This is a genomic window from Bacillus sp. JJ1566 (assembly GCF_036962685.1).
Taxonomy (GTDB): domain Bacteria; phylum Bacillota; class Bacilli; order Bacillales; family Bacillaceae_L; genus Ferdinandcohnia.
Genome location: NZ_JBALOP010000004.1, coordinates 34,981 through 52,763, shown reverse-complemented (window position 1 = coordinate 52,763; position 17,783 = coordinate 34,981). Strand labels below are relative to the sequence as shown.

General features: G+C 38.0%; 20 protein-coding genes. 13 read left to right on the top strand and 7 right to left on the bottom strand.

From position 1 onward, the window contains the following. Positions 1-20: 20 nt before the first annotated feature. On the top strand, positions 21-902 hold the full coding sequence (locus V7112_RS03525) for a LysR family transcriptional regulator (RefSeq protein ID WP_335415522.1): 882 nt from the start codon (positions 21-23) through the stop codon (positions 900-902). A 158-nt stretch (positions 903-1,060) separates the two neighbouring features. Then, entirely contained in the window at positions 1,061-1,777 is a 717-nt protein-coding gene (locus tag V7112_RS03520) for a dihydropteridine reductase (RefSeq protein WP_335415519.1), read from the top strand. A 71-nt stretch (positions 1,778-1,848) separates the two neighbouring features. On the opposite strand, the gene V7112_RS03515 is transcribed toward V7112_RS03520, so the two are convergent. Together V7112_RS03515 and V7112_RS03510 are read right to left on the bottom strand one after the other, a co-directional pair. Further along, complete coding sequence (locus tag V7112_RS03515) at positions 1,849-3,642, bottom strand: dihydroorotate dehydrogenase (RefSeq protein ID WP_335415516.1); 1,794 nt, start codon at positions 3,640-3,642, stop codon at positions 1,849-1,851. Positions 3,643-3,952: 310 nt separating this feature from the next. Beyond that, positions 3,953-4,156 (bottom strand): CDGSH iron-sulfur domain-containing protein, encoded by a 204-nt coding sequence (locus V7112_RS03510; RefSeq protein WP_335415512.1) that lies wholly within the window; start codon positions 4,154-4,156, stop codon positions 3,953-3,955. 161 nt (positions 4,157-4,317) lie between these two features. Here V7112_RS03510 and V7112_RS03505 point away from each other — a divergent pair, with 161 nt between their 5' ends. Together V7112_RS03505 and V7112_RS03500 are read left to right on the top strand one after the other, a co-directional pair. Then, positions 4,318-4,662, top strand: coding sequence for an iron-sulfur cluster biosynthesis family protein (locus V7112_RS03505; protein WP_335415509.1), 345 nt, complete (start codon positions 4,318-4,320; stop codon positions 4,660-4,662). Next, the gene (locus V7112_RS03500) at positions 4,646-4,888 is read left to right on the top strand and encodes a DUF2552 family protein (protein WP_335415506.1); all 243 of its coding nucleotides are present in this window, start codon (positions 4,646-4,648) and stop codon (positions 4,886-4,888) included. Before V7112_RS03505 ends, V7112_RS03500 begins: the two co-directional genes overlap by 17 nt. 14 nt (positions 4,889-4,902) lie before the next feature. Here the strand turns inward: V7112_RS03500 and V7112_RS03495 are convergent, their stop codons facing one another. After that, positions 4,903-5,811, bottom strand: a complete 909-nt coding sequence (locus V7112_RS03495; RefSeq protein WP_335415620.1) for an alpha/beta hydrolase — start codon at positions 5,809-5,811, stop codon at positions 4,903-4,905. Between the two features lie 216 nt (positions 5,812-6,027). Between V7112_RS03495 and V7112_RS03490 the strand changes: the two genes are divergently transcribed. Continuing rightward, on the top strand, positions 6,028-9,087 hold the full coding sequence (locus tag V7112_RS03490; protein WP_335415503.1) for an efflux RND transporter permease subunit: 3,060 nt from the start codon (positions 6,028-6,030) through the stop codon (positions 9,085-9,087). 45 nt (positions 9,088-9,132) lie between these two features. Here the strand turns inward: V7112_RS03490 and V7112_RS03485 are convergent, their stop codons facing one another. Both V7112_RS03485 and V7112_RS03480 read right to left on the bottom strand, forming a co-directional pair. Then, on the bottom strand, positions 9,133-9,261 hold the full coding sequence (locus V7112_RS03485; RefSeq protein ID WP_335415623.1) for a hypothetical protein: 129 nt from the start codon (positions 9,259-9,261) through the stop codon (positions 9,133-9,135). Between the two features lie 63 nt (positions 9,262-9,324). Beyond that, the gene (locus tag V7112_RS03480) at positions 9,325-10,218 is read right to left on the bottom strand and encodes a hydroxymethylglutaryl-CoA lyase (RefSeq protein ID WP_335415499.1); all 894 of its coding nucleotides are present in this window, start codon (positions 10,216-10,218) and stop codon (positions 9,325-9,327) included. 180 nt (positions 10,219-10,398) lie between these two features. Here V7112_RS03480 and V7112_RS03475 point away from each other — a divergent pair, with 180 nt between their 5' ends. Both V7112_RS03475 and V7112_RS03470 read left to right on the top strand, forming a co-directional pair. Next, positions 10,399-11,586 carry an acetyl-CoA C-acetyltransferase gene (locus V7112_RS03475; RefSeq protein WP_335415496.1) on the top strand — a complete coding sequence of 396 codons (1,188 nt, stop codon included), beginning with the start codon at positions 10,399-10,401 and terminating at the stop codon, positions 11,584-11,586. 83 nt (positions 11,587-11,669) lie between these two features. Then, the gene (locus V7112_RS03470) at positions 11,670-11,918 is read left to right on the top strand and encodes a YqkE family protein (RefSeq protein WP_335415494.1); all 249 of its coding nucleotides are present in this window, start codon (positions 11,670-11,672) and stop codon (positions 11,916-11,918) included. Positions 11,919-11,959: 41 nt separating this feature from the next. Here the strand turns inward: V7112_RS03470 and V7112_RS03465 are convergent, their stop codons facing one another. Both V7112_RS03465 and mciZ read right to left on the bottom strand, forming a co-directional pair. Then, entirely contained in the window at positions 11,960-12,883 is a 924-nt protein-coding gene (locus V7112_RS03465) for an aldo/keto reductase (protein WP_335415491.1), read from the bottom strand. Between the two features lie 97 nt (positions 12,884-12,980). Beyond that, positions 12,981-13,127: a Z-ring formation inhibitor MciZ gene (gene mciZ / locus V7112_RS03460; RefSeq protein ID WP_335415488.1), complete on the bottom strand. Its 147-nt coding sequence runs from the start codon at positions 13,125-13,127 to the stop codon at positions 12,981-12,983. A gap of 92 nt (positions 13,128-13,219) precedes the next feature. Between mciZ and V7112_RS03455 the strand changes: the two genes are divergently transcribed. The 6 genes from V7112_RS03455 (at position 13,220) to xerD (ending at position 17,573) form a co-directional block, all read left to right on the top strand. After that, on the top strand, positions 13,220-13,771 hold the full coding sequence (locus V7112_RS03455) for an NUDIX hydrolase (protein ID WP_335415487.1): 552 nt from the start codon (positions 13,220-13,222) through the stop codon (positions 13,769-13,771). Between the two features lie 6 nt (positions 13,772-13,777). Beyond that, a complete protein-coding gene (locus V7112_RS03450; RefSeq protein WP_335415484.1) occupies positions 13,778-14,947 on the top strand; it encodes an endonuclease Q family protein in 1,170 nt (389 codons plus the stop codon). A 119-nt stretch (positions 14,948-15,066) separates the two neighbouring features. Then, entirely contained in the window at positions 15,067-15,714 is a 648-nt protein-coding gene (spoIIM, locus tag V7112_RS03445; protein WP_335415479.1) for a stage II sporulation protein M, read from the top strand. A gap of 115 nt (positions 15,715-15,829) precedes the next feature. After that, the gene (gene fur / locus V7112_RS03440) at positions 15,830-16,300 is read left to right on the top strand and encodes a ferric iron uptake transcriptional regulator (protein WP_335415477.1); all 471 of its coding nucleotides are present in this window, start codon (positions 15,830-15,832) and stop codon (positions 16,298-16,300) included. A gap of 148 nt (positions 16,301-16,448) precedes the next feature. After that, entirely contained in the window at positions 16,449-16,676 is a 228-nt protein-coding gene (locus V7112_RS03435; protein WP_335415474.1) for a YqzK family protein, read from the top strand. A gap of 6 nt (positions 16,677-16,682) precedes the next feature. Continuing rightward, positions 16,683-17,573 (top strand): site-specific tyrosine recombinase XerD, encoded by an 891-nt coding sequence (gene xerD / locus V7112_RS03430; protein ID WP_335415470.1) that lies wholly within the window; start codon positions 16,683-16,685, stop codon positions 17,571-17,573. The last annotated feature ends 210 nt before the right edge of the window (positions 17,574-17,783 follow it).

Here is a 17,783-nt window from a genome sequence, read left to right as displayed (position 1 = left end):
ATTAAGTATGGAGGGATTTTGTGGAGTTTCAGTGGTTGAAAACATTTATCGTAGCAGCAGAAACAACTAATTTTCGAAAAGCATCGGAAAAACTAATCATTTCTCAACCAAGTGTGACCGTCCATATCCGACTCTTAGAGGAATACCTTGGTACGAAGCTTTTTGATCGAATGAAGAACCGTGTTACATTAACCGATACTGGTAAACTATTTTATATAGAGGCAAAGCAACTAGTCGAACAAATGGAAAAAAGCGTAAATAGGATTCATACATATGCACAAGGATTTCGTAAAAACTGGACCATTGCTATATCACCACTTATGGCGGAGACGATATTACCATATATTTTACGAACGTTTATGGAGAGTCATCCAGAAGTTGAAATCAGCATTCGAGTGGAAGAATCCGATAGTATTGAACAACTCGTCGATAACGGAGACGTGCATCTGGGAATTTCAGCACTAGATGCTAAATTTAAGAATATCGAGTCGATCCGAATGTACGAAGACCCAATTCTTTTCGTCGTTTCACCTGATATATATGATGAAGAAAGTGGACCGCCAATTGACGCATCGGAAGTATTACAGAAAGATTATGTATTTACTCATCATCATCCAGTATATTGGGATAACTTGCTTAATAAGCTGAACAAACACGTAAATCATATCCGAACGATGAAAGTTACACAAGCACACATTGTAAAGCGGTTCGTTCAAGAAGGCCTTGGAGTATCGTTCTTACCTCACTCAATTGTTAAACGTGAGTTAATAGAGGGAAGACTAATGCAACCATATTTCGACCTCGTCAAACTCCCTACTGTTTCAACGTATATTCTTGTAAAAAAGAAAGGGGAACTTGAGAAAGAATTCATTCATTTGATCTCCCAATATTATTTTGGATAATAAAAGACTTGCCAAGAAAAAAAGAAATACTTGCAAAGTACGACTTATTTAAATCACATAAATTATCTGAAATAATTAATCTTGTTAATTGAGAATCGTTATCATTTATTGTATACTAAGTAGTAACAATCCATATAATGGAGTGAGGAGAATATACAATGCAAATATACTGGACTAAAATAAATAAGATTATTGAGGAAACCCATGAGGTTAAAACATACCTTCTCGACTGTCCTGAAAACTTTACATGGGAAGAAGGTTCCCACACCCACTTCGGACTTGAAGGTTTTAATGCTGGAGATAAACCAAACAAAAGCTTGGTGCGCCATATGTCAATCTCTACTCTACCGCATGAAAATGCAATCGGTATCACAACACGCATCAGAGAGAAGTGCTCTGAGTTTAAATCGATTTTAAGAAATCTTGAAGTTGGCAATGAGGTTGCAATATTTAAAACTCATTCGAACGTACCGCTTAAAAGGGAAGATAAAAATATTTACCTGCTTTCATCAGGAGTCGGCCTGGCAACTTTCAGACCGCTTGTACTTGAATACCTTGAGCGTGCTGACAACGTCAATCAAATTCATTCCCTGAACATCGATTCATCAAAAGATTTCTTATTCACGAACATTTTTAAATCCACACCTGACAAGAAGTTCACGGCACAGTTCGTCGATAACCGTAATGACTATTATGATGAAGTGAAAAATCTTGCTGTAGACAAAGATGGGCTCTACTATGTAGTTGGAAGCGATGAATTCCTTGTGCAGAACATTGAAGTACTGCGTGAGGTGGGCATCAAGCCAGAACAAATAGTGCTTGATAAGCGTGAACAACAGTTGCCTGAGTTTTTATCACTTGATTTGTCAATTTAATGTTCCATAACGGGTACAAGAGGAAAACAAGGCGGTCATTAAAAGTGACGCCTTGTTCCTTTTTATATCTTTTAATTATCCTCACTCATATGAAAAAATCTGTGCGTCATCACAAGTCCAATGAAAAACAAACATAAGGCAAAATATGCGGGAAGTAGATGAATAAAAGTCGTATATCCAATTGCAAAATGGATCCATATTCCCGCAAAAAAGGCAGGAAATCCACCAATAAGCAGAGTCCACCAAACCCATTTATTCCCTTGCTGAAATCCCCAAAGGGAAATGGTTAACACTAAAAATCCAACACTAAGAAGGGCACTTCCAAAACCCGCGCGGTCATGAGCTATCACTGAGATTAATTTATCATTAAACAAATCAAGTATTTCAGGTGGCATACAAATATATAGAATGTCAGTTGGCACAAACACATTTGTTATGCCGATAAAAGAGATCACAATACCGCCCAACACAAATGAAAATCCAAGGATGACAAAGGCTAATTGTCCTATTAAACTTTGTTTCCAAACCAGATGATTACGGATATTAAGTGATGTTGGTGTCCCTTTGAGATGTCTTGTTTTAATAAAACCAGTTAGATAGATTGGTAATAAAATGAGCCAAAATATAAGATGTAGCCAATCAAAATATCCGTATCCAATAAATAAAAAAATCCCTAAAAACCCAAGAATGGCGCCAAGGTCGATTGCCTGCTTGGCCCACAGAATATGCATTCGAACTCCGAAATGTGCTAAAGCCATATAGACGATTCCACCGGAAATCATTGTCCCGGCCAGTGTCATCCGATCATGTGCCATAAAATAAAGAATCCGTTCATTAAACAAGAGGATTTCTTCTCTTCGCATTTCAAGAAACTGCTCATCATAAGGAAGAATAATTGTCGTCAAGCTAAAAAGAACAGCAATTACGCCCCCAATCAATATAGACAATCCAAACAACCAATACCAAATCCACGCTGGATGTAGTGGAGGATTTGGTTGAAGTTGGTGTAAGAGGGCTTCATTTATTCTTTTTGTAAGCCCAGGACCTGAAAAAACATAGCCTTCTGAAAGCAGAACAAGGTCAGTCCCAGCAGCAAAAAGGGCAAGAGCATTGGCTGGCTCATAGATGCCACCTACCGTGATGATTGGAAGTGTATAGCCATTTTCTCTTAAAAAATGAATGGAATCTAGTAATTTTCCCAAATAGTGATCATTTGGCATACACATTAGTTCATCGATCACGATACCAGAAAAAGTAGATTGAGTGCGATCAAGAGATAGAGCTTTTATTTTTTCGACCGGAACAGAAAGATAAACGGGACGGTTGGTTGTCCAATTAAGATTCGGAGCACTTGTTACAAATCCGGCAACATATGGCTCTAATTTTGCAATTAACTCCTGTTGTTCTTCTATTGTTCCGGCCAATCTTGCCCAGACAGGCTGTTTTGGACTCCACTTTTTAAGCTTTTGCACCGTTTTTTCAATTCCGATTGATTCATAGTTTGAGGAAAACTCAATTTTTTGTTTTTGCCAATCCACAATCGGAGGAGACGAATCCATTGACTGCTCTTGCGTCACCGGACCAATTTCAATAAAACCAAACCCAAGATTTGAAAAAGCGTTTGAACCTGTTATAAGCGGGTCAATTTTTCCGGAAAGTCCAATTGGATTTGGATAGGTTACGCCATGAATTTCTTTTTTTACGAGTTCAGAAGATTCCTCTCTACCAAGAAAATGAATGAGACGATGTCCACCTGGAATGGAGGCAATCAAATTCATTCCCCTGTGGATAAATTCCCGGGATTGATAGGGGGAAACGCGAGATAAAATAGGTTTAAAAAGTCCATGATACGACCAATCAGGCATATTCCGTTCCTCCATGAAAGGCTTTTACTCGTATTGTAACATAAAGTGAAACTTCAATCAGTGGGGGCTTCATCCCCGCTGATTGTTAGTTGAGGCCCACAGGATGTGGGTTACAAAGACGTTGCCACAGGACGTGGCGTTCTTAGTCTTTGTTCCTTTTTTTCGGGCTTTTACGGGCAGTTAACCCTCCCTTTACTTTTATGGTTATTAAAGTTTTAAGGTGGGGGTTTTACTGCCCGTTAATGCGGGATAATTAACAATCCCCATAACGAAAAAACCGAACGCTCCTTAAGCATTCGGTAAAAGTGAATTATTCTTGTGGTGCACGTACGACTGATTCGAAATGACCTTTATGAGAACCGTCACAAAATGGTTTATTATTGGACCTACCGCATCTGCATAACGAGAAGGTTTGTTTTGTTGGGAACTTATTCCCGTCCGCGTCCACTAAATCAACGTCACCTGTAATCCGTAAAGAACCATTATCATTTACCTTGATGGTAACCTTTGACATCTTTAGAACACCCCCTTGGAGTAATAGTATTACTATTGATAATAAGGCAACATTTACCAAAAGCCAAATATTTGATAAAGTTTCGAGTCATTGTAATGATATGTGGATGGAAACAAGATATGATAAAATGAACATAATTATGAAAGAAAGAGGAGAACGCTATGAACGTTACATTTACAGAACGGGCAATTGAAAAAATAAACTCTCAAATAAAAAATAAAGATAAAAAATTAAAACTAAAATATGAAACAGAAGGCTGCGGCTGTGTGATGAGTGGGGTTACGGCGTTATGGCTAGTCGATTCTGGGGATGAGGATGATCTAACCCTAGAAACAAATTATCACCCATTATTAGTAGAAAAATCTAAAATGGTGTTCCTAGATGAAAATATGACGGTAGATTTTGTTGAAAGTGCAAATTGCTATATGTTAAAGAGCCCAAATGAGATTTTAAATCCACGTTTAAGGCTAGTAGAAGTGAGTGATGTACATGAGTTCCAAGCTTAAAACAATACGAAGTATTGCAGAAGATAAAACATGGGTTTCCTTTTTACATGACAACCATCCCTATAGCCTCTTGCACTGGTCAATTGCAGGGGCAAACCATGACCAAAAGGATGTATGGTTGCTTCAGGATGAGGTGACTTTTGAGGTTCAAGAATTTGAAACGATTGAACTAGCATTAGCATGGATAGAGGAAAACTTAACAGACATTACAGATGTGTTAGGGTGAGGGACTGAATTAAATCAGTCCCTTACATATTGTTCTAAGAAATCATCAATCACTTTTTCGTAGGCTTCCTTATTATCAGCAAAGGAATAGGCATGTTTGCCTTTTTCGGCAATCAGCATCTGCTTTGGACCTTCCTTCATTTTATAAAGCTCCATTGTCATTTCTGGCAAAATATAATCATCCTTGGCACTGTGGATAAATAAAACTGGATTTTTGATATTTTGAATCACGGAAACGGGGGAAACATCCTTGATACTATATCCGTCTCGAAGCTTTAAAAATACATTGGCAAAAGGAAGAACAAGTGGAGCAGGAATTTTATAATCAACCTTTAAAAGATATTTCAGCTGTGCTTCAAAATCGGAAAACGGGCAGTCTACAATATAAAAATTTGCTCCGTCCTCAATCATTCCAGCGTATAGTAGTGTTGTCACAGCACCCATCGATTCCCCGTGAATACCAATGTTGATGTCATCCCCATATTTTTCTTTCACCCAAGAAACAACTGATTCAAGATCAAACTTTTCATAATGCCCGTAGCTTGTAGTCTTTCCCCCGGTTTCTCCGTGGCGGCGATGATCATATAAAAGGACATTCCAGTCACGCTCCAAGAAAAGCCTCATGTATTTAATGGAATTTAGTTTATTTTGAGTTACACCGTGAGAGATAATAATAAATCGTTTTTTATCCGTTCCTTTTACAAGCCAGCCTTTAATCGTGTATCCAAATTTAGATTGAATGGATACATCCTCCTTGTTTAGAGACTCAACCTCATCTAAGGTAAGGCGCCCCTCCTTTGTTTCGCGTTCAAGAATTTCATTATCCGTTTTCTTTTTCATAAACATGACAATGTTTGTAAAAATCATTCCAATTGTGGCCATATAGCCGATGAGAATTCCAAGGAATATAAATACCTTTTTCATTCTTTTCATGAAAAAACGCTCCTTCTAAAAAATCCAATTGAAAATGTAAGCTACCTTTATTATATCCTTTTTTAACCGTTCTCCATAATTTTCCTACGTCTGAGGTCTTAGATAAAGATAAATCTCCGGCTCATTATGCCACTTCCAATAAGCCGATATGATTAATTTATACAAAAGTACTAAATTTTACCTATTGGAAGAAAGAGGAGATGAACTATGAAGCTATTGAAATTTATTGTTCAACGGAAAATCCTGGTGGCATTAATGATTTTCCTAGTAACCGTATTAGGAGGCTATTCCCTACTAAAAGTAGACAAAGAGCTTATGCCTCCTGTGAAACTGGATGGAGCCTTTGTTGAAATTTACGCAGGTGAAATGGCAGCAATTGAAGTAGAAAGAACAATAACAACCCCTATTGAACAGCGAATTTTAGCAATAGATGGTGTTGAGGGTGTTCAGTCTACTACAAATATCGGGAGAACCACTTTGAGTCTAAGCTTCGAAGCAGGTCGTGGCGAAGAGATTTATAAGGAAGTAGAATCAGTCATTGCCTCTGCTAAATCAGAGTATCCGAGTATAACCGATGTTGCATCTGGTCAATATGGCGGAAGTCAAAGCTACGAATTTTTTATGGATGTTTCTGGTGGCAACATGGAGGAAATGTCTGCATTTGCAAAAGATATTTTAGAGCCAAGACTAGAAGCTCTGCCTGAGGTAAGAGATGTTTTACTTACAGGTATTGCGGAGCAAGAGGTTGCGATTAAACTAGACCGAGAAAAATTACTTGAACATAATCTCGATGTCACACAGGTGGTCATGGCGATTCAACAGGCAGATGGTGAAGCAACTTTAGGAGAATTACAAGATGACAAGGATTCCCCCTCATTAAGATGGAGTTCGAAGGTAGAAAATGTTAAAGATATCGAAAATATTTCGATCCCGACACAAAATGGATTTATTTTACTAAAGGATGTTGCTAACACAACAATCCAACCACTGGAGAATAATTCATATGTATGGAAAAACGGGTCACAGGACTTTATTCTTGTACAAATCGGGCGCGTATCAGATGTCACGCAAATTGCAATGGCAAAAGCAATCCGTGCAGAGGTGAAGAATATTCAAGATGAGAATCTTGTAAAGAACTTTGAATTAAATGAGGTTGTGGCGCAAGCGGATTATGTTAGTGAATCAATAGATGGGGTTAAAGACAATATTTTGATTGGAGGAGTCATTGCGATTGTCATTTTATTACTATTCTTACGTAATATCAGGGCAACCTTTATTATTGGTTTATCGATTCCTTCCTCCGTTCTTTTGACTTTTACAGCGATGTGGCTATTTGATTATAGCTTTAATATGCTAACGCTGCTTGGACTTGGCCTTGGGATAGGAATGATGGTGGATTCCTCGATTGTAGTTCTAGAAGCCATCTATAAGAAAAAGGAACTTGGATTTGGCAGGTTTGAAGCAGTTATTGAGGGGACTAAGGAAGTTGCCTCGGCAGTTATTGCTTCTATGCTGACAACCATTGTTGTTTTCTTGCCAATTGGTTTAATCGGGGGTGAGATGGGTAAATTTGTAATTATGCTATCCGTTGTTGTAGCCATAACATTAATAAGCTCTGTTGTGATAGCATTTACACTGATTCCGACTTTATCAGAAACATTTTTAAAGCTTAGAAAACCATCTAAAATGAAAAAAAATTCGACTTTAATGAAAGGTTATCGCAATGTAGTGGCATGGGTAATTGGAAAGAAAAGAAATAGCTTCGCAGTAATCACATTATTTATGATGATGCTAGTAGGATCTCTATTTCTTGTAACGAAAATACCGATGACAATCATGCCTGATATGTTAAATCGGTATACAGAACTTGCTGTAGACTTAGAACCAGGCCTATCTATTGAAGAAAAACAGAGTGTGGTTAATGAAATAAATCAGAGACTACAAAAAGTGAAGGATGTTGATACAAATTATGTAATGGATAATGGAGGCATGCTTTACACCATTATTAATATGACGAAGGGCAACCTTATTACGGTGGAACAAAAGGAAGTAAATGAAAATATAGTCGATACATTACGGAATATGCAAGAAGATTATCCAATCTTGGGGGTACAAAGTGCAATGGCAGGCGGGGGAGGGTTTCCCGTCCAAATAAATATTAAAGGCGATAGTTTCGAGCAGCTACAAACGATTACAAACAAATTTACAAATGAACTTCAGAAAGTAGATGGAATCTCTGCAGTCACAAATTCTATTGAAAGAACCTCTGAAGAGCAAATTGTTGTATTAAAAGAAAAAGAAATTGAAGAGGCAGGCTTATTACCTTCACAAATCAAACAATTTATTGAGGCTTCCTTTATTCAAATGTCGGTTGGTTCGATGCAGAACGCTGGTGAAACAATACCTTTAAACCTAAGTTGGACAAAAATGCCTACAACAAAAGCTGATTTGCTTAATTTGAAAATGGCTGTTAATGGCGTAGAAAAGCCACTTTCCTCATTTATCGAACTTGAAAGTGTTCGAACACCTAATGAAATCATTCATTCTGACGGGGAAAGACTTGTTACAATTTCTGCTGATATAAAAGAACGCGATCTCGGTGCAGTGAATCGTGATATTCAGAAAATGATGGATGGATTCGAGATGCCAACAGGATACACTCTATCTGCTGGTGGTGATTTAGAACAGCAACAAGAGCTCATGACGGATATGATTTTTGTGCTTGCGATTTCTATATTCCTTGTTTATTTTGTAATGGCTGTTCAATTTAATCATTTCGGGCATCCTTTGATCGTTATGTCCGTTATTCCAATTACAATCATAGGTGTTATTTTAGGATTATTTATAACCCAAATGGAGTTAAACCTTATGTCGGGTATGGGTATTATTATGCTAGTCGGTATCGTATTGAATAACGCGATATTACTCGTTGATCGAACAAACCAGCTCCGGAAGGAAGGATATTCGATTGAAGAAGCACTTTTAGGAGCAGGCAATGATCGGATTCGCCCGATCTTTATGACGACTCTGACAACGGTCGGCGGAATGCTTCCGCTTGCCCTTGAGTCTGGAGCATCCGGGAATTATCAGGCACCGTTGGCAACTGTCATCATCTCTGGGCTTTCGTTTGCAACGTTAATCACATTACTATTAATTCCAGCTGTATACCGATTGTTTTCATTCTCTAAAGCAGCTGAAACTCGAAAAGCAAGGAATGAACTAAAAGCGAAAGCAAGAATGAAGGTAGAAACAGCTCCTAAAATCTAAAAAATCCCCTGATGCAGTACAATTTGACTGTACCAGGGGATTTTTTTACTGCTTTGAATTTTGACGGTTTGTAGGGTGAATGGCTTTTTCCATTTCTTCAGCAGCCATTGTATTGTTTGTTGTATCAGCATTTGGTTTCCCTTTTTGAGCACGACCTTTGTCTCGTTTTGCCAATGGTAACAACTCCATTTCCTGAAATTTCAAAGATAGGATGTGGAATTTTGAAGTGAAATATTCCTATTTCGCAGATTGTAGTCGGTAATATTTACTTTCAATAGGTCGTGTCATGTACGGCTTAATCACATCAACAGCTTTCACAAGCTTTGATAGATCGATGCCGGTTGGAATCCCCATTTTTTCAAGCATATACACAACATCCTCTGTGGCAACATTACCAGTCGCACCGGGGGCAAACGGGCATCCGCCTAAACCACCTGCAGATGTATCATAACGGTCAATTCCAGCTTGAAGAGCTGCTAAAACATTCGAAAGCGCCATGCCGCGGGTGTCATGAAAATGAGCGGACAACATGATGTTTGGCAGCTCTTTTTTTAGTTTTGAAAAAAGCGAGTAAACCTCTTTTGGATTTGCCTTTCCAATCGTATCAGCAACACTTAATTCGTCAACTCCATACTGAACAAAGGTTGAGCATAGGCGAAGCACAGCATCTTCATCTACTTTTCCTTCATACGGACAATAAAAGGAAGTAGAAATACAGGCGCGTACAAAATATCCCTTTTCCTTTAGTTCCTGAATAAGAGGTTTTAGTTCCTCCAAACTATCACTAGTCGATTTATTGATATTTTTTTTATTAAAGCCATCACTGACTCCAACAAAAACGGCAACTGCCTTACAATTTGTTTCGTATAGCCTTTCAATTCCTTTGCGATTTGGGGCTAATACTATATTTCGAGAATCATCTAAACAGGATGTGATGATTTCTTTAGCATCCTTCATCTGAGGAACCCATTTTGGTGAAACAAATGAGGTTAGCTCCATTTCTTGAAGGCCCGCACTTTTTAATTTTTTTATAAAATCAATCTTAGCATCTGTTGGGATTAAGCTTTTTTCATTTTGTAGCCCATCCCTTGGCCCGACTTCAATAATCGTGACTTGGTTAGGTAATTGCATCGACAACCCTCCAGCAAAACTTAGTATTATCTTTTATTTTAGTGGAGTTCTTTTCTAAAAAGCAAGAATAATAGGAATATAGACAAAATAAGAGGTATTTCGAAAAAAAACTAGAAATATATATGGTATTGGATACATAAAATGTCAACTTTATTCAGTAAAGTTAAGGGAGATGTTGAAATGAGTAATGAAGTTGTAATTGTAAGTGCTGTCAGGACGGCGATTGGTAGTTTCGGAGGAAGTTTGCAGTCTGTTTCAGCTCCGGAACTTGGTGCTGTCGTTATTAAAGAAGCTATAGAAAAAGCAGGGGTAGACCCAAAGCTAGTGGATGAAGTCATTATGGGGAATGTTTTGCAAGCTGGGGTCGGTCAAAATCCCGCAAGACAGGCAGCGATTAAAGCTGGATTGTTACAGGATACTCCGGCAATGACAATAAATAAGGTATGTGGTTCAGGATTAAAAGCAGTACACTTAGCGACACAGGCAATCATAGCTGGGGATGCAGATGTGATTGTGGCTGGTGGGATGGAAAATATGAGCCAGGCTCCATATCTTTTAAAGGGTGCGCGTAACGGATTTAAAATGGGCGACCAAAAGATGATTGATAGCATGGTTACCGATGGGTTATGGTGTGCGTTTAATGATTATCATATGGGGATTACAGCAGAAAATTTATGCGATAAATATGAAATTACGAGAGAAGAACAGGACAGTTTTTCAGCACGCAGTCAGGAAAGAGCGATTGCTGCAATTCAAGCAGGTAAATTCAAGGAAGAAATTGTCCCTGTGATCATTCCACAACGGAAAAAAGAAAGCGTTGTCTTTAATACGGACGAATACCCTAAAGCAGGTACAACTGCAGAAAAACTTGGTGGCTTGCGCCCAGCTTTTAAGAAGGACGGTTCTGTTACTGCAGGTAATGCTTCTGGTATCAACGATGGAGCCGCTGCATTTGTTGTGATGAGTAAAAAGAAAGCGGATGAGCTTGGCATTAAAGGATTAGTTACCATAAAAGCAAATGGAAACGCCGGTGTTGACCCAAGTATTATGGGAATTGGCCCGGTTGCAGCTGTCCAAAAAGCAATGGAAAAGTGTGGGTTAAGTGTCAGTGATATGGATTTAATCGAAGCAAATGAAGCATTTGCGGCTCAGTCAATTGCTGTAGACCGTGAGCTTCAGTTTAACCACGATATATTAAATGTGAACGGTGGGGCAATTGCCTTAGGTCATCCAATTGGTGCAAGCGGGGCAAGAATTCTTGTCACTCTAATTCATGAGCTAAAGCGTCGTAATGATCGCTATGGATTAGCGACATTATGTATTGGTGGCGGTCAAGGTGTAGCGACAATTATTGAAAATATCGATTAGTACTTTGGCGAATAACCACTAAGCGGTTATTCGCTTTTTTTGGTATAATAATAGTGAACGCAGTCGTTGTATGGAGGGATAATATGGCTAAAAAGAAACAAAAGCCATCTGTTAAAAAGCAAAAAGATGAAAAGCTTAGCCTTGGAGATTTACTGAATGAGGATATTGTATCAAAGTTAAAAAATACACAACAGCAGTTAAAAGAGGAAGCGCAAAAGAAACAAGAAGAAGAGCTTGAACGACAACGGGAAGAACGAAGACAACGAGATAAAAATAAGTCATTTGAGGAGCTATTGAACGAAAGCGGCCTTAAATGGTCAGATTTTAAATAATGATAAAACCCCACAGATACCTGTGGGGTTGATTTATAGACTTATCGATGCTGTGCGTAAACCGATGCCTTTGAAAGTTCTCTGATTTTCTGAACTTCTTTTGCTGTTAAAGGCTTAGCATTAACAGCTTCAACATTTTTTTCAATTTGTCGGGTAGAGCTTGCTCCTGTTACGACGGAAGCAACAGCACCCTCGAATAAGCAATATTGCAGTGCGATTTCTGTTAATGGTCTGTTACCTGCCACTTCTGTACTGATGTTAGAAATAACAGTCTGAAGCTCCTCATAGGAATAATCAAGATATCCATTTTGCTTGATATTTTGACTAGCATCTTCAATTGGTCGATTGGTGAGTAAGCCTTTGGCCACAGGTCCACGTGTAACGACACTAACGTCATGTTCATTCAAAAAGGAAAGCATCTGCTCTTCAGGGCGTCGATCTAAAATGCTGTATTGCATCATCACGCTTACGACGGAAGATTTTTTGACAAATTCCCGTATCACATTTGGGCGGATAGAGGAAATTCCATAATAACGAATGACACCTTCTTCTTTTAACTCCTCGAACGCTTCAATCGTTTCATCGATATGATCTTCAATTGTTCCTCCGTGTAGCTGGTAGAGATCAATATAATCGGTTTGTAAGCGCCGTAGACTTTCTTTTACAGCGGACTTTATGTATTTTTTTGATGGGTCCCAGGACCACCCTTCTTTTCCTTTTTCAAATCGATTTCCTACTTTAGTGGCTAAAATAATGTCTTGTCTCTTAGATTTTAACGCTTTTCCAACAAATTCTTCATTTAGACCTTGATCATATAAATCAGCGGTGTCAAAATAATTGATTCCCAAATCTAGAGCAGCATCAATGAGTTGTAAGGCTTTGTTTTCATCCGTACCAATGGACATACAGCCTAGTCCAATATTGCTCACAAATAAATCAGAAGAACCGATTCTTCTTTTATCCATACTATCCCCTCCAAAATTTGTAATTCATCTAGTATCTAGTCACAGTTTATCCTTTTCATGACTGAACCACAAATGATTTGAAGGTATCTTATGAGAGTTAACTTTTTTTCTCCTGTTTCTGCTTTCCTTGATTAATCCACTCCTGGACCGTTTGGTAGGAACGACTATATTCCTTTAATTTTGCACGAATTTCCCATGCTTTGCCGACTAATGCTACACGATTTTCACCAATCACAACTTTCATAGCAAAACCTCCTAGGGAGTTTCAAAATAAGAATTGAACTATGCTAAAATGTATGAAGTGAACAGATTTAGTAGAACAAGGAGCTGGCTATAATGGAGCATTTACTAGAAAAGACAATTAGTAGGGAAGTCCTTTTTGAAGGAAAGGTGATTGATTTACATGTAGAAGAGGTAGAACTACCGAATGGTAATACGAGTAGAAGAGAGCTTATCAAGCATCCCGGAGCCGTAGCCATTCTTGCATTAACTGATGATCATAAGCTTGTAATGGTGCAGCAATATCGAAAAGCATTGGAGAAGGTAATTGTTGAAATTCCAGCTGGAAAGCTTGAAAAGGGAGAGGCACCCGAAGTCACCGCAAAAAGAGAATTAGAAGAAGAAACAGGTTATGATTGTGAAACATTAACCCCACTTATTTCTTTTTATACATCACCAGGATTTGCCGATGAATTAGTTCATCTATTTGTTGCGAAAGGCCTAAAGAAAATTGAAAATCCCGCCGGTTTGGATGAAGATGAATTTGTTGATGTGATTGAGGTTACATTAGAAGATGCAGTTGATTTTATCAAAGAAAAGAAAATTTATGATGCAAAAACGGCTTATGCGGTACAGTATTTACAACTACAACAAGCATTAGGAGAATAAGCCATAATGAACAATTACTATGTTGATCTCCACATCCATATTGGGAGAACAAACTCGGGTAAACCAGTAAAAATCACCGGTGCCAAATCACTTACAATTGGAAATATCTTGGAGGAGTCCACTGAAGTTAAAGGGATGGACATGATTGGTGTCATTGATTGTCATGTTCCGGAAGTCATTAGAGAGCTTGAGGCATTAATTGAAATTGGTGAGGTATATCCCTATGAAGAAGGTGGTCTACGGTTTAAGAATGTAACTCTCATTTTAGGGAGTGAGCTTGAAATCTATGATGAAAACTGTAAAGGACCCATCCATGTCCTTGCTTTTATCCCTACAATCGAAAAAATGAAGGTGTTCTCAGCTTGGCTTTCTGAACGAATGAAAAATATTACATTGAGTTCGCAAAGAATCTATGTAAGTGGAAGAGAACTACAAAGAAAGGTTAATGAGCTATCCGGTATTTTTATTCCTGCACATGTTTTCACTCCTTATAAAAGTATGTATGGCCGGGGTGTAAAACAATCGTTAACTGAAGTGTTTGATGAAGATTTAATAGATGCAATTGAACTTGGGTTGAGTTCAAATACGAATATGGCTGACCAAATTAAGGAGTTGCACCAATTTACGTTTGTATCCAATTCAGATGCCCATTCTCTCCCGAAAATTGCCAGGGAATATCAAATCATCAAAATGCAAGAGCCTAACTTTGAAGAACTTAGACTTGCACTCCATCAAAAAGATGGTAGGGAAGTTGTTGCAAATTACGGGTTAGATCCTTTATTAGGAAAATATCATAAAACTACCTGTGATAAATGTTTAACGATTATCGAGGATGTTATGACGGAGACTTGTCCTAGCTGTGGCCATAAAGGTTTTGTAAAAGGTGTTTTTGACAGGCTGCAGGAGTTAAAAAACACCGATGAATCAAATCCAAGTCGTCCGCCATATGTGCACCAAGTTCCGCTTGAATTTATTCCCGGGCTAGGGCCGAAAACCTTACAAAAACTGAGGGATTACTTTAAAACAGAAATGGCTATTCTTCATGAAATACAAGAAGAGGAACTAAGACGTGTAGTGAAAGGTCCTATCGTCGATATTATCATACAAGCACGCCAAGGAAAACTCCGCCTAAAATCCGGAGGAGGCGGGAAATATGGAAAAGTAGACTCTAAATAAAAAGAGTCTCTTTTCTGTTTGTGAAAATGGCCGAATTAATAGAAATAGTTTTGGTAAGTTGTCATAGAACTCTATTTGTCTTCATAGAATCTACTAGAAGATTGATAGGAGGACGAAAGATGAGAAAGCAACAGCCATATAAAACAATTGTAGTTAACCATTTTCGTGAACATTCATCCATATATTTATTTATTTCGGTACTATTTCTCATGGGTGTCATCTTTGGGGCAATCGTCGTAAACAGCCTAAATCCCAGTCAAAAAGAAGACCTTTTTTTCTATTTAAGTCGTTTTTTTGGAGAGGTATCTGAAGGAACCTATGCCAGTTCAACTGACATGTTCAAACAAAGCATCCTTCATAACCTTAAATATGTCGGCCTTATGTGGATTTTAGGAATCTCGATTATTGGGCTGCCGATTATTTTAATTCTGTTATTCCTAAAGGGAGTTGTTGTCGGATTTACGGTTGGCTTTCTTGTCAATCAAATGGGCTGGAGCGGTTTTCTCTTATCATTTGTTTCCGTTCTTCCTCAGAATCTATTAATCATTCCGACATTCATCATCGTCGGTACAGTCTCTGTTGCATTCTCAATGAAAATGATTCGACAGCAATTTATGAAACGAATGAATGAACCCATTTTACAGTTATTGACACGATATTCACTGTTGATGGTTGCTGTAAGTTTTGTGATTTTAATGGCTTCAGCTGTGGAGGCATTCGCTTCTCCCGTCCTGATGAAGGAAATAATTGATGTGGTGAACAAATAAGAATGGTTATTAAATAACAAGAATTATTTACTGTTATTTATAATAGGTTTTATTTGGACAGTGCCCCTTCTTCTGGTATAATAATGAAGTAACGGCGAGGGAGGGAAAGTTTTACATGGAAAATCGAATCGATCGTATAAAAAAACAGTTGCATTCGTCTAGCTATAAGCTTACACCACAGCGTGAGGCGACCGTTCGGGTACTGCTTGAACATGAAGAGGATCATTTAAGTGCCGAAGATGTCTACCTCCTTGTAAAAGAAAAGTCGCCAGAAATCGGCTTAGCAACCGTCTATCGGACACTTGAATTACTTACTGAATTAAAGATTGTTGATAAAATAAATTTTGGAGATGGTGTTTCCAGATACGACCTTCGCCAAGAAGGTGCAGCACATTTCCATCATCATCTCGTATGTATAGAATGTGGCGCAGTCGACGAAATTCAAGAAGATTTACTTGAGGATGTTGAAGAAATCGTTGAAAAAAATTGGAATTTTATTATTAAAGACCATCGTTTAACTTTCCATGGGATATGTCATCGTTGTCATGATAAAGAGGTAAAAGAAGAATCAGACGTACTTAAATAAACTACCCTTTTCCTTCCGAGAAAAGGGTTTTTTCATTTTCATAGCTTAATAGGTTTAAAAAGTTATACTGAAAAATGGGATAAGCGTGTATAAAACCATGTAAATTTGGCATATCTTCTAATAATGAATAGTTTATTGGAGGATGACTATGAGACAATGGTTTCGGGTTGTTTATGATACAATAAAGGTTTTCGTATTGTTTACTGGATGCACGATTTTGTTTTATTATGGTATTATATGGATTAATGAGGAATATCAAAATTACCACAAATATGATGAACCGGAAGGATCCTCAGTGAAGGCTACCTCAATGATTGAAGAAAAGGAGGAAGGCCTGTTAGATAGATTACTGTTTTTTTACCGAAATGGGGAGTAGAGATCAGTGGAAGATCAAGTGAAGGATTATTTGCATTACTTAGTTGTCGAAAGAAGACTTGCTACCAATACAGTGAAATCCTATGAACGGGATCTTAAAAAATACTATCAGTATGTCACAAAGGTTGAAAATATTTCATCGTTTAATGATGTAAACAGAGTGCAAGTGATTCATTTTTTAAAAGCTTTAAAGGAACAAGGAAATTCATCAAGAACCTTAGCAAGGCATATAGCATCAATACGTTCTTTTCATAAATTTTTGTTTCGTGAAAAAGTAACCAATCAAGATCCAACTGAACAGATAGAAACGCCACAAGCCGAGCGTACACTGCCGAAAGTATTAAATATATCCGAAGTTGAGGCATTGTTGGATGCACCAAAATTGGACAAACCGCTAGGTATACGGGATAAGGCAATGCTTGAGCTTTTATATGCAACAGGCCTTCGTGTTAGTGAACTTATAAACTTAAATTTGGCAGATATACACTTGTCGATGGGATTTATCAGATGCCTTGGAAAAGGAAGCAAGGAGCGCATTGTTCCACTAGGAAGTGTAGCAACAAAAGCATTACAGGCATATTTAGACCATGGTCGTGGTCAACTAGTGAAGCAAAAGAAAACAGACGCCTTTTTTGTGAATCATCATGGGAATCGCATGACAAGACAAGGATTCTGGAAAAACTTAAAGAAAATCGCAAAAGATGCCCGTATCGAAAAGGAATTAACACCTCATACGCTTCGTCATTCATTTGCGACACATCTTTTAGAAAATGGGGCTGACCTCAGGGCCGTGCAGGAAATGCTTGGTCATGCAGACATTTCAACGACTCAAATTTATACGCATGTCACAAAAACACGTTTAAAGGATGTCTATAAAACCTATCATCCTCGGGCCTAAAATTCATTAGTAGAATGCTAGACAATTACGTCTGGCTTTTTTTTGGTCAAATAACGTTAACAATTTTTACTAAAGTTCTCGTAATCTACTTGAAAAGACATACATACACACTTATACTCTAAGATGTCAGACTTCCGACAATCAAATACGCCCATGGCGTATTTGCGCCCGATTTTATTTCGATCTTGCCTCGAAAAATTTCCTTTAAAA

Bases quoted from the DNA above. Each gene is read 5' to 3' on its own strand.
- V7112_RS03520 (WP_335415519.1), top strand. From the start codon at position 1,061: ATGCAAATATACTGGACTAAAATAAATAAGATTATTGAGGAAACCCAT.
- V7112_RS03515 (WP_335415516.1), bottom strand. From the start codon at position 3,642: ATGCCTGATTGGTCGTATCATGGACTTTTTAAACCTATTTTATCTCGC.
- V7112_RS03510 (WP_335415512.1), bottom strand. From the start codon at position 4,156: ATGTCAAAGGTTACCATCAAGGTAAATGATAATGGTTCTTTACGGATT.
- V7112_RS03505 (WP_335415509.1), top strand. From the start codon at position 4,318: ATGAACGTTACATTTACAGAACGGGCAATTGAAAAAATAAACTCTCAA.
- V7112_RS03500 (WP_335415506.1), top strand. From the start codon at position 4,646: ATGAGTTCCAAGCTTAAAACAATACGAAGTATTGCAGAAGATAAAACA.
- V7112_RS03495 (WP_335415620.1), bottom strand. From the start codon at position 5,811: ATGAAAAAGGTATTTATATTCCTTGGAATTCTCATCGGCTATATGGCC.
- V7112_RS03490 (WP_335415503.1), top strand. From the start codon at position 6,028: ATGAAGCTATTGAAATTTATTGTTCAACGGAAAATCCTGGTGGCATTA.
- V7112_RS03480 (WP_335415499.1), bottom strand. From the start codon at position 10,218: ATGCAATTACCTAACCAAGTCACGATTATTGAAGTCGGGCCAAGGGAT.
- V7112_RS03475 (WP_335415496.1), top strand. From the start codon at position 10,399: ATGAGTAATGAAGTTGTAATTGTAAGTGCTGTCAGGACGGCGATTGGT.
- V7112_RS03470 (WP_335415494.1), top strand. From the start codon at position 11,670: ATGGCTAAAAAGAAACAAAAGCCATCTGTTAAAAAGCAAAAAGATGAA.
- V7112_RS03465 (WP_335415491.1), bottom strand. From the start codon at position 12,883: ATGGATAAAAGAAGAATCGGTTCTTCTGATTTATTTGTGAGCAATATT.
- mciZ (WP_335415488.1), bottom strand. From the start codon at position 13,127: ATGAAAGTTGTGATTGGTGAAAATCGTGTAGCATTAGTCGGCAAAGCA.
- V7112_RS03455 (WP_335415487.1), top strand. From the start codon at position 13,220: ATGGAGCATTTACTAGAAAAGACAATTAGTAGGGAAGTCCTTTTTGAA.
- V7112_RS03450 (WP_335415484.1), top strand. From the start codon at position 13,778: ATGAACAATTACTATGTTGATCTCCACATCCATATTGGGAGAACAAAC.
- spoIIM (WP_335415479.1), top strand. From the start codon at position 15,067: ATGAGAAAGCAACAGCCATATAAAACAATTGTAGTTAACCATTTTCGT.
- fur (WP_335415477.1), top strand. From the start codon at position 15,830: ATGGAAAATCGAATCGATCGTATAAAAAAACAGTTGCATTCGTCTAGC.
- V7112_RS03435 (WP_335415474.1), top strand. From the start codon at position 16,449: ATGAGACAATGGTTTCGGGTTGTTTATGATACAATAAAGGTTTTCGTA.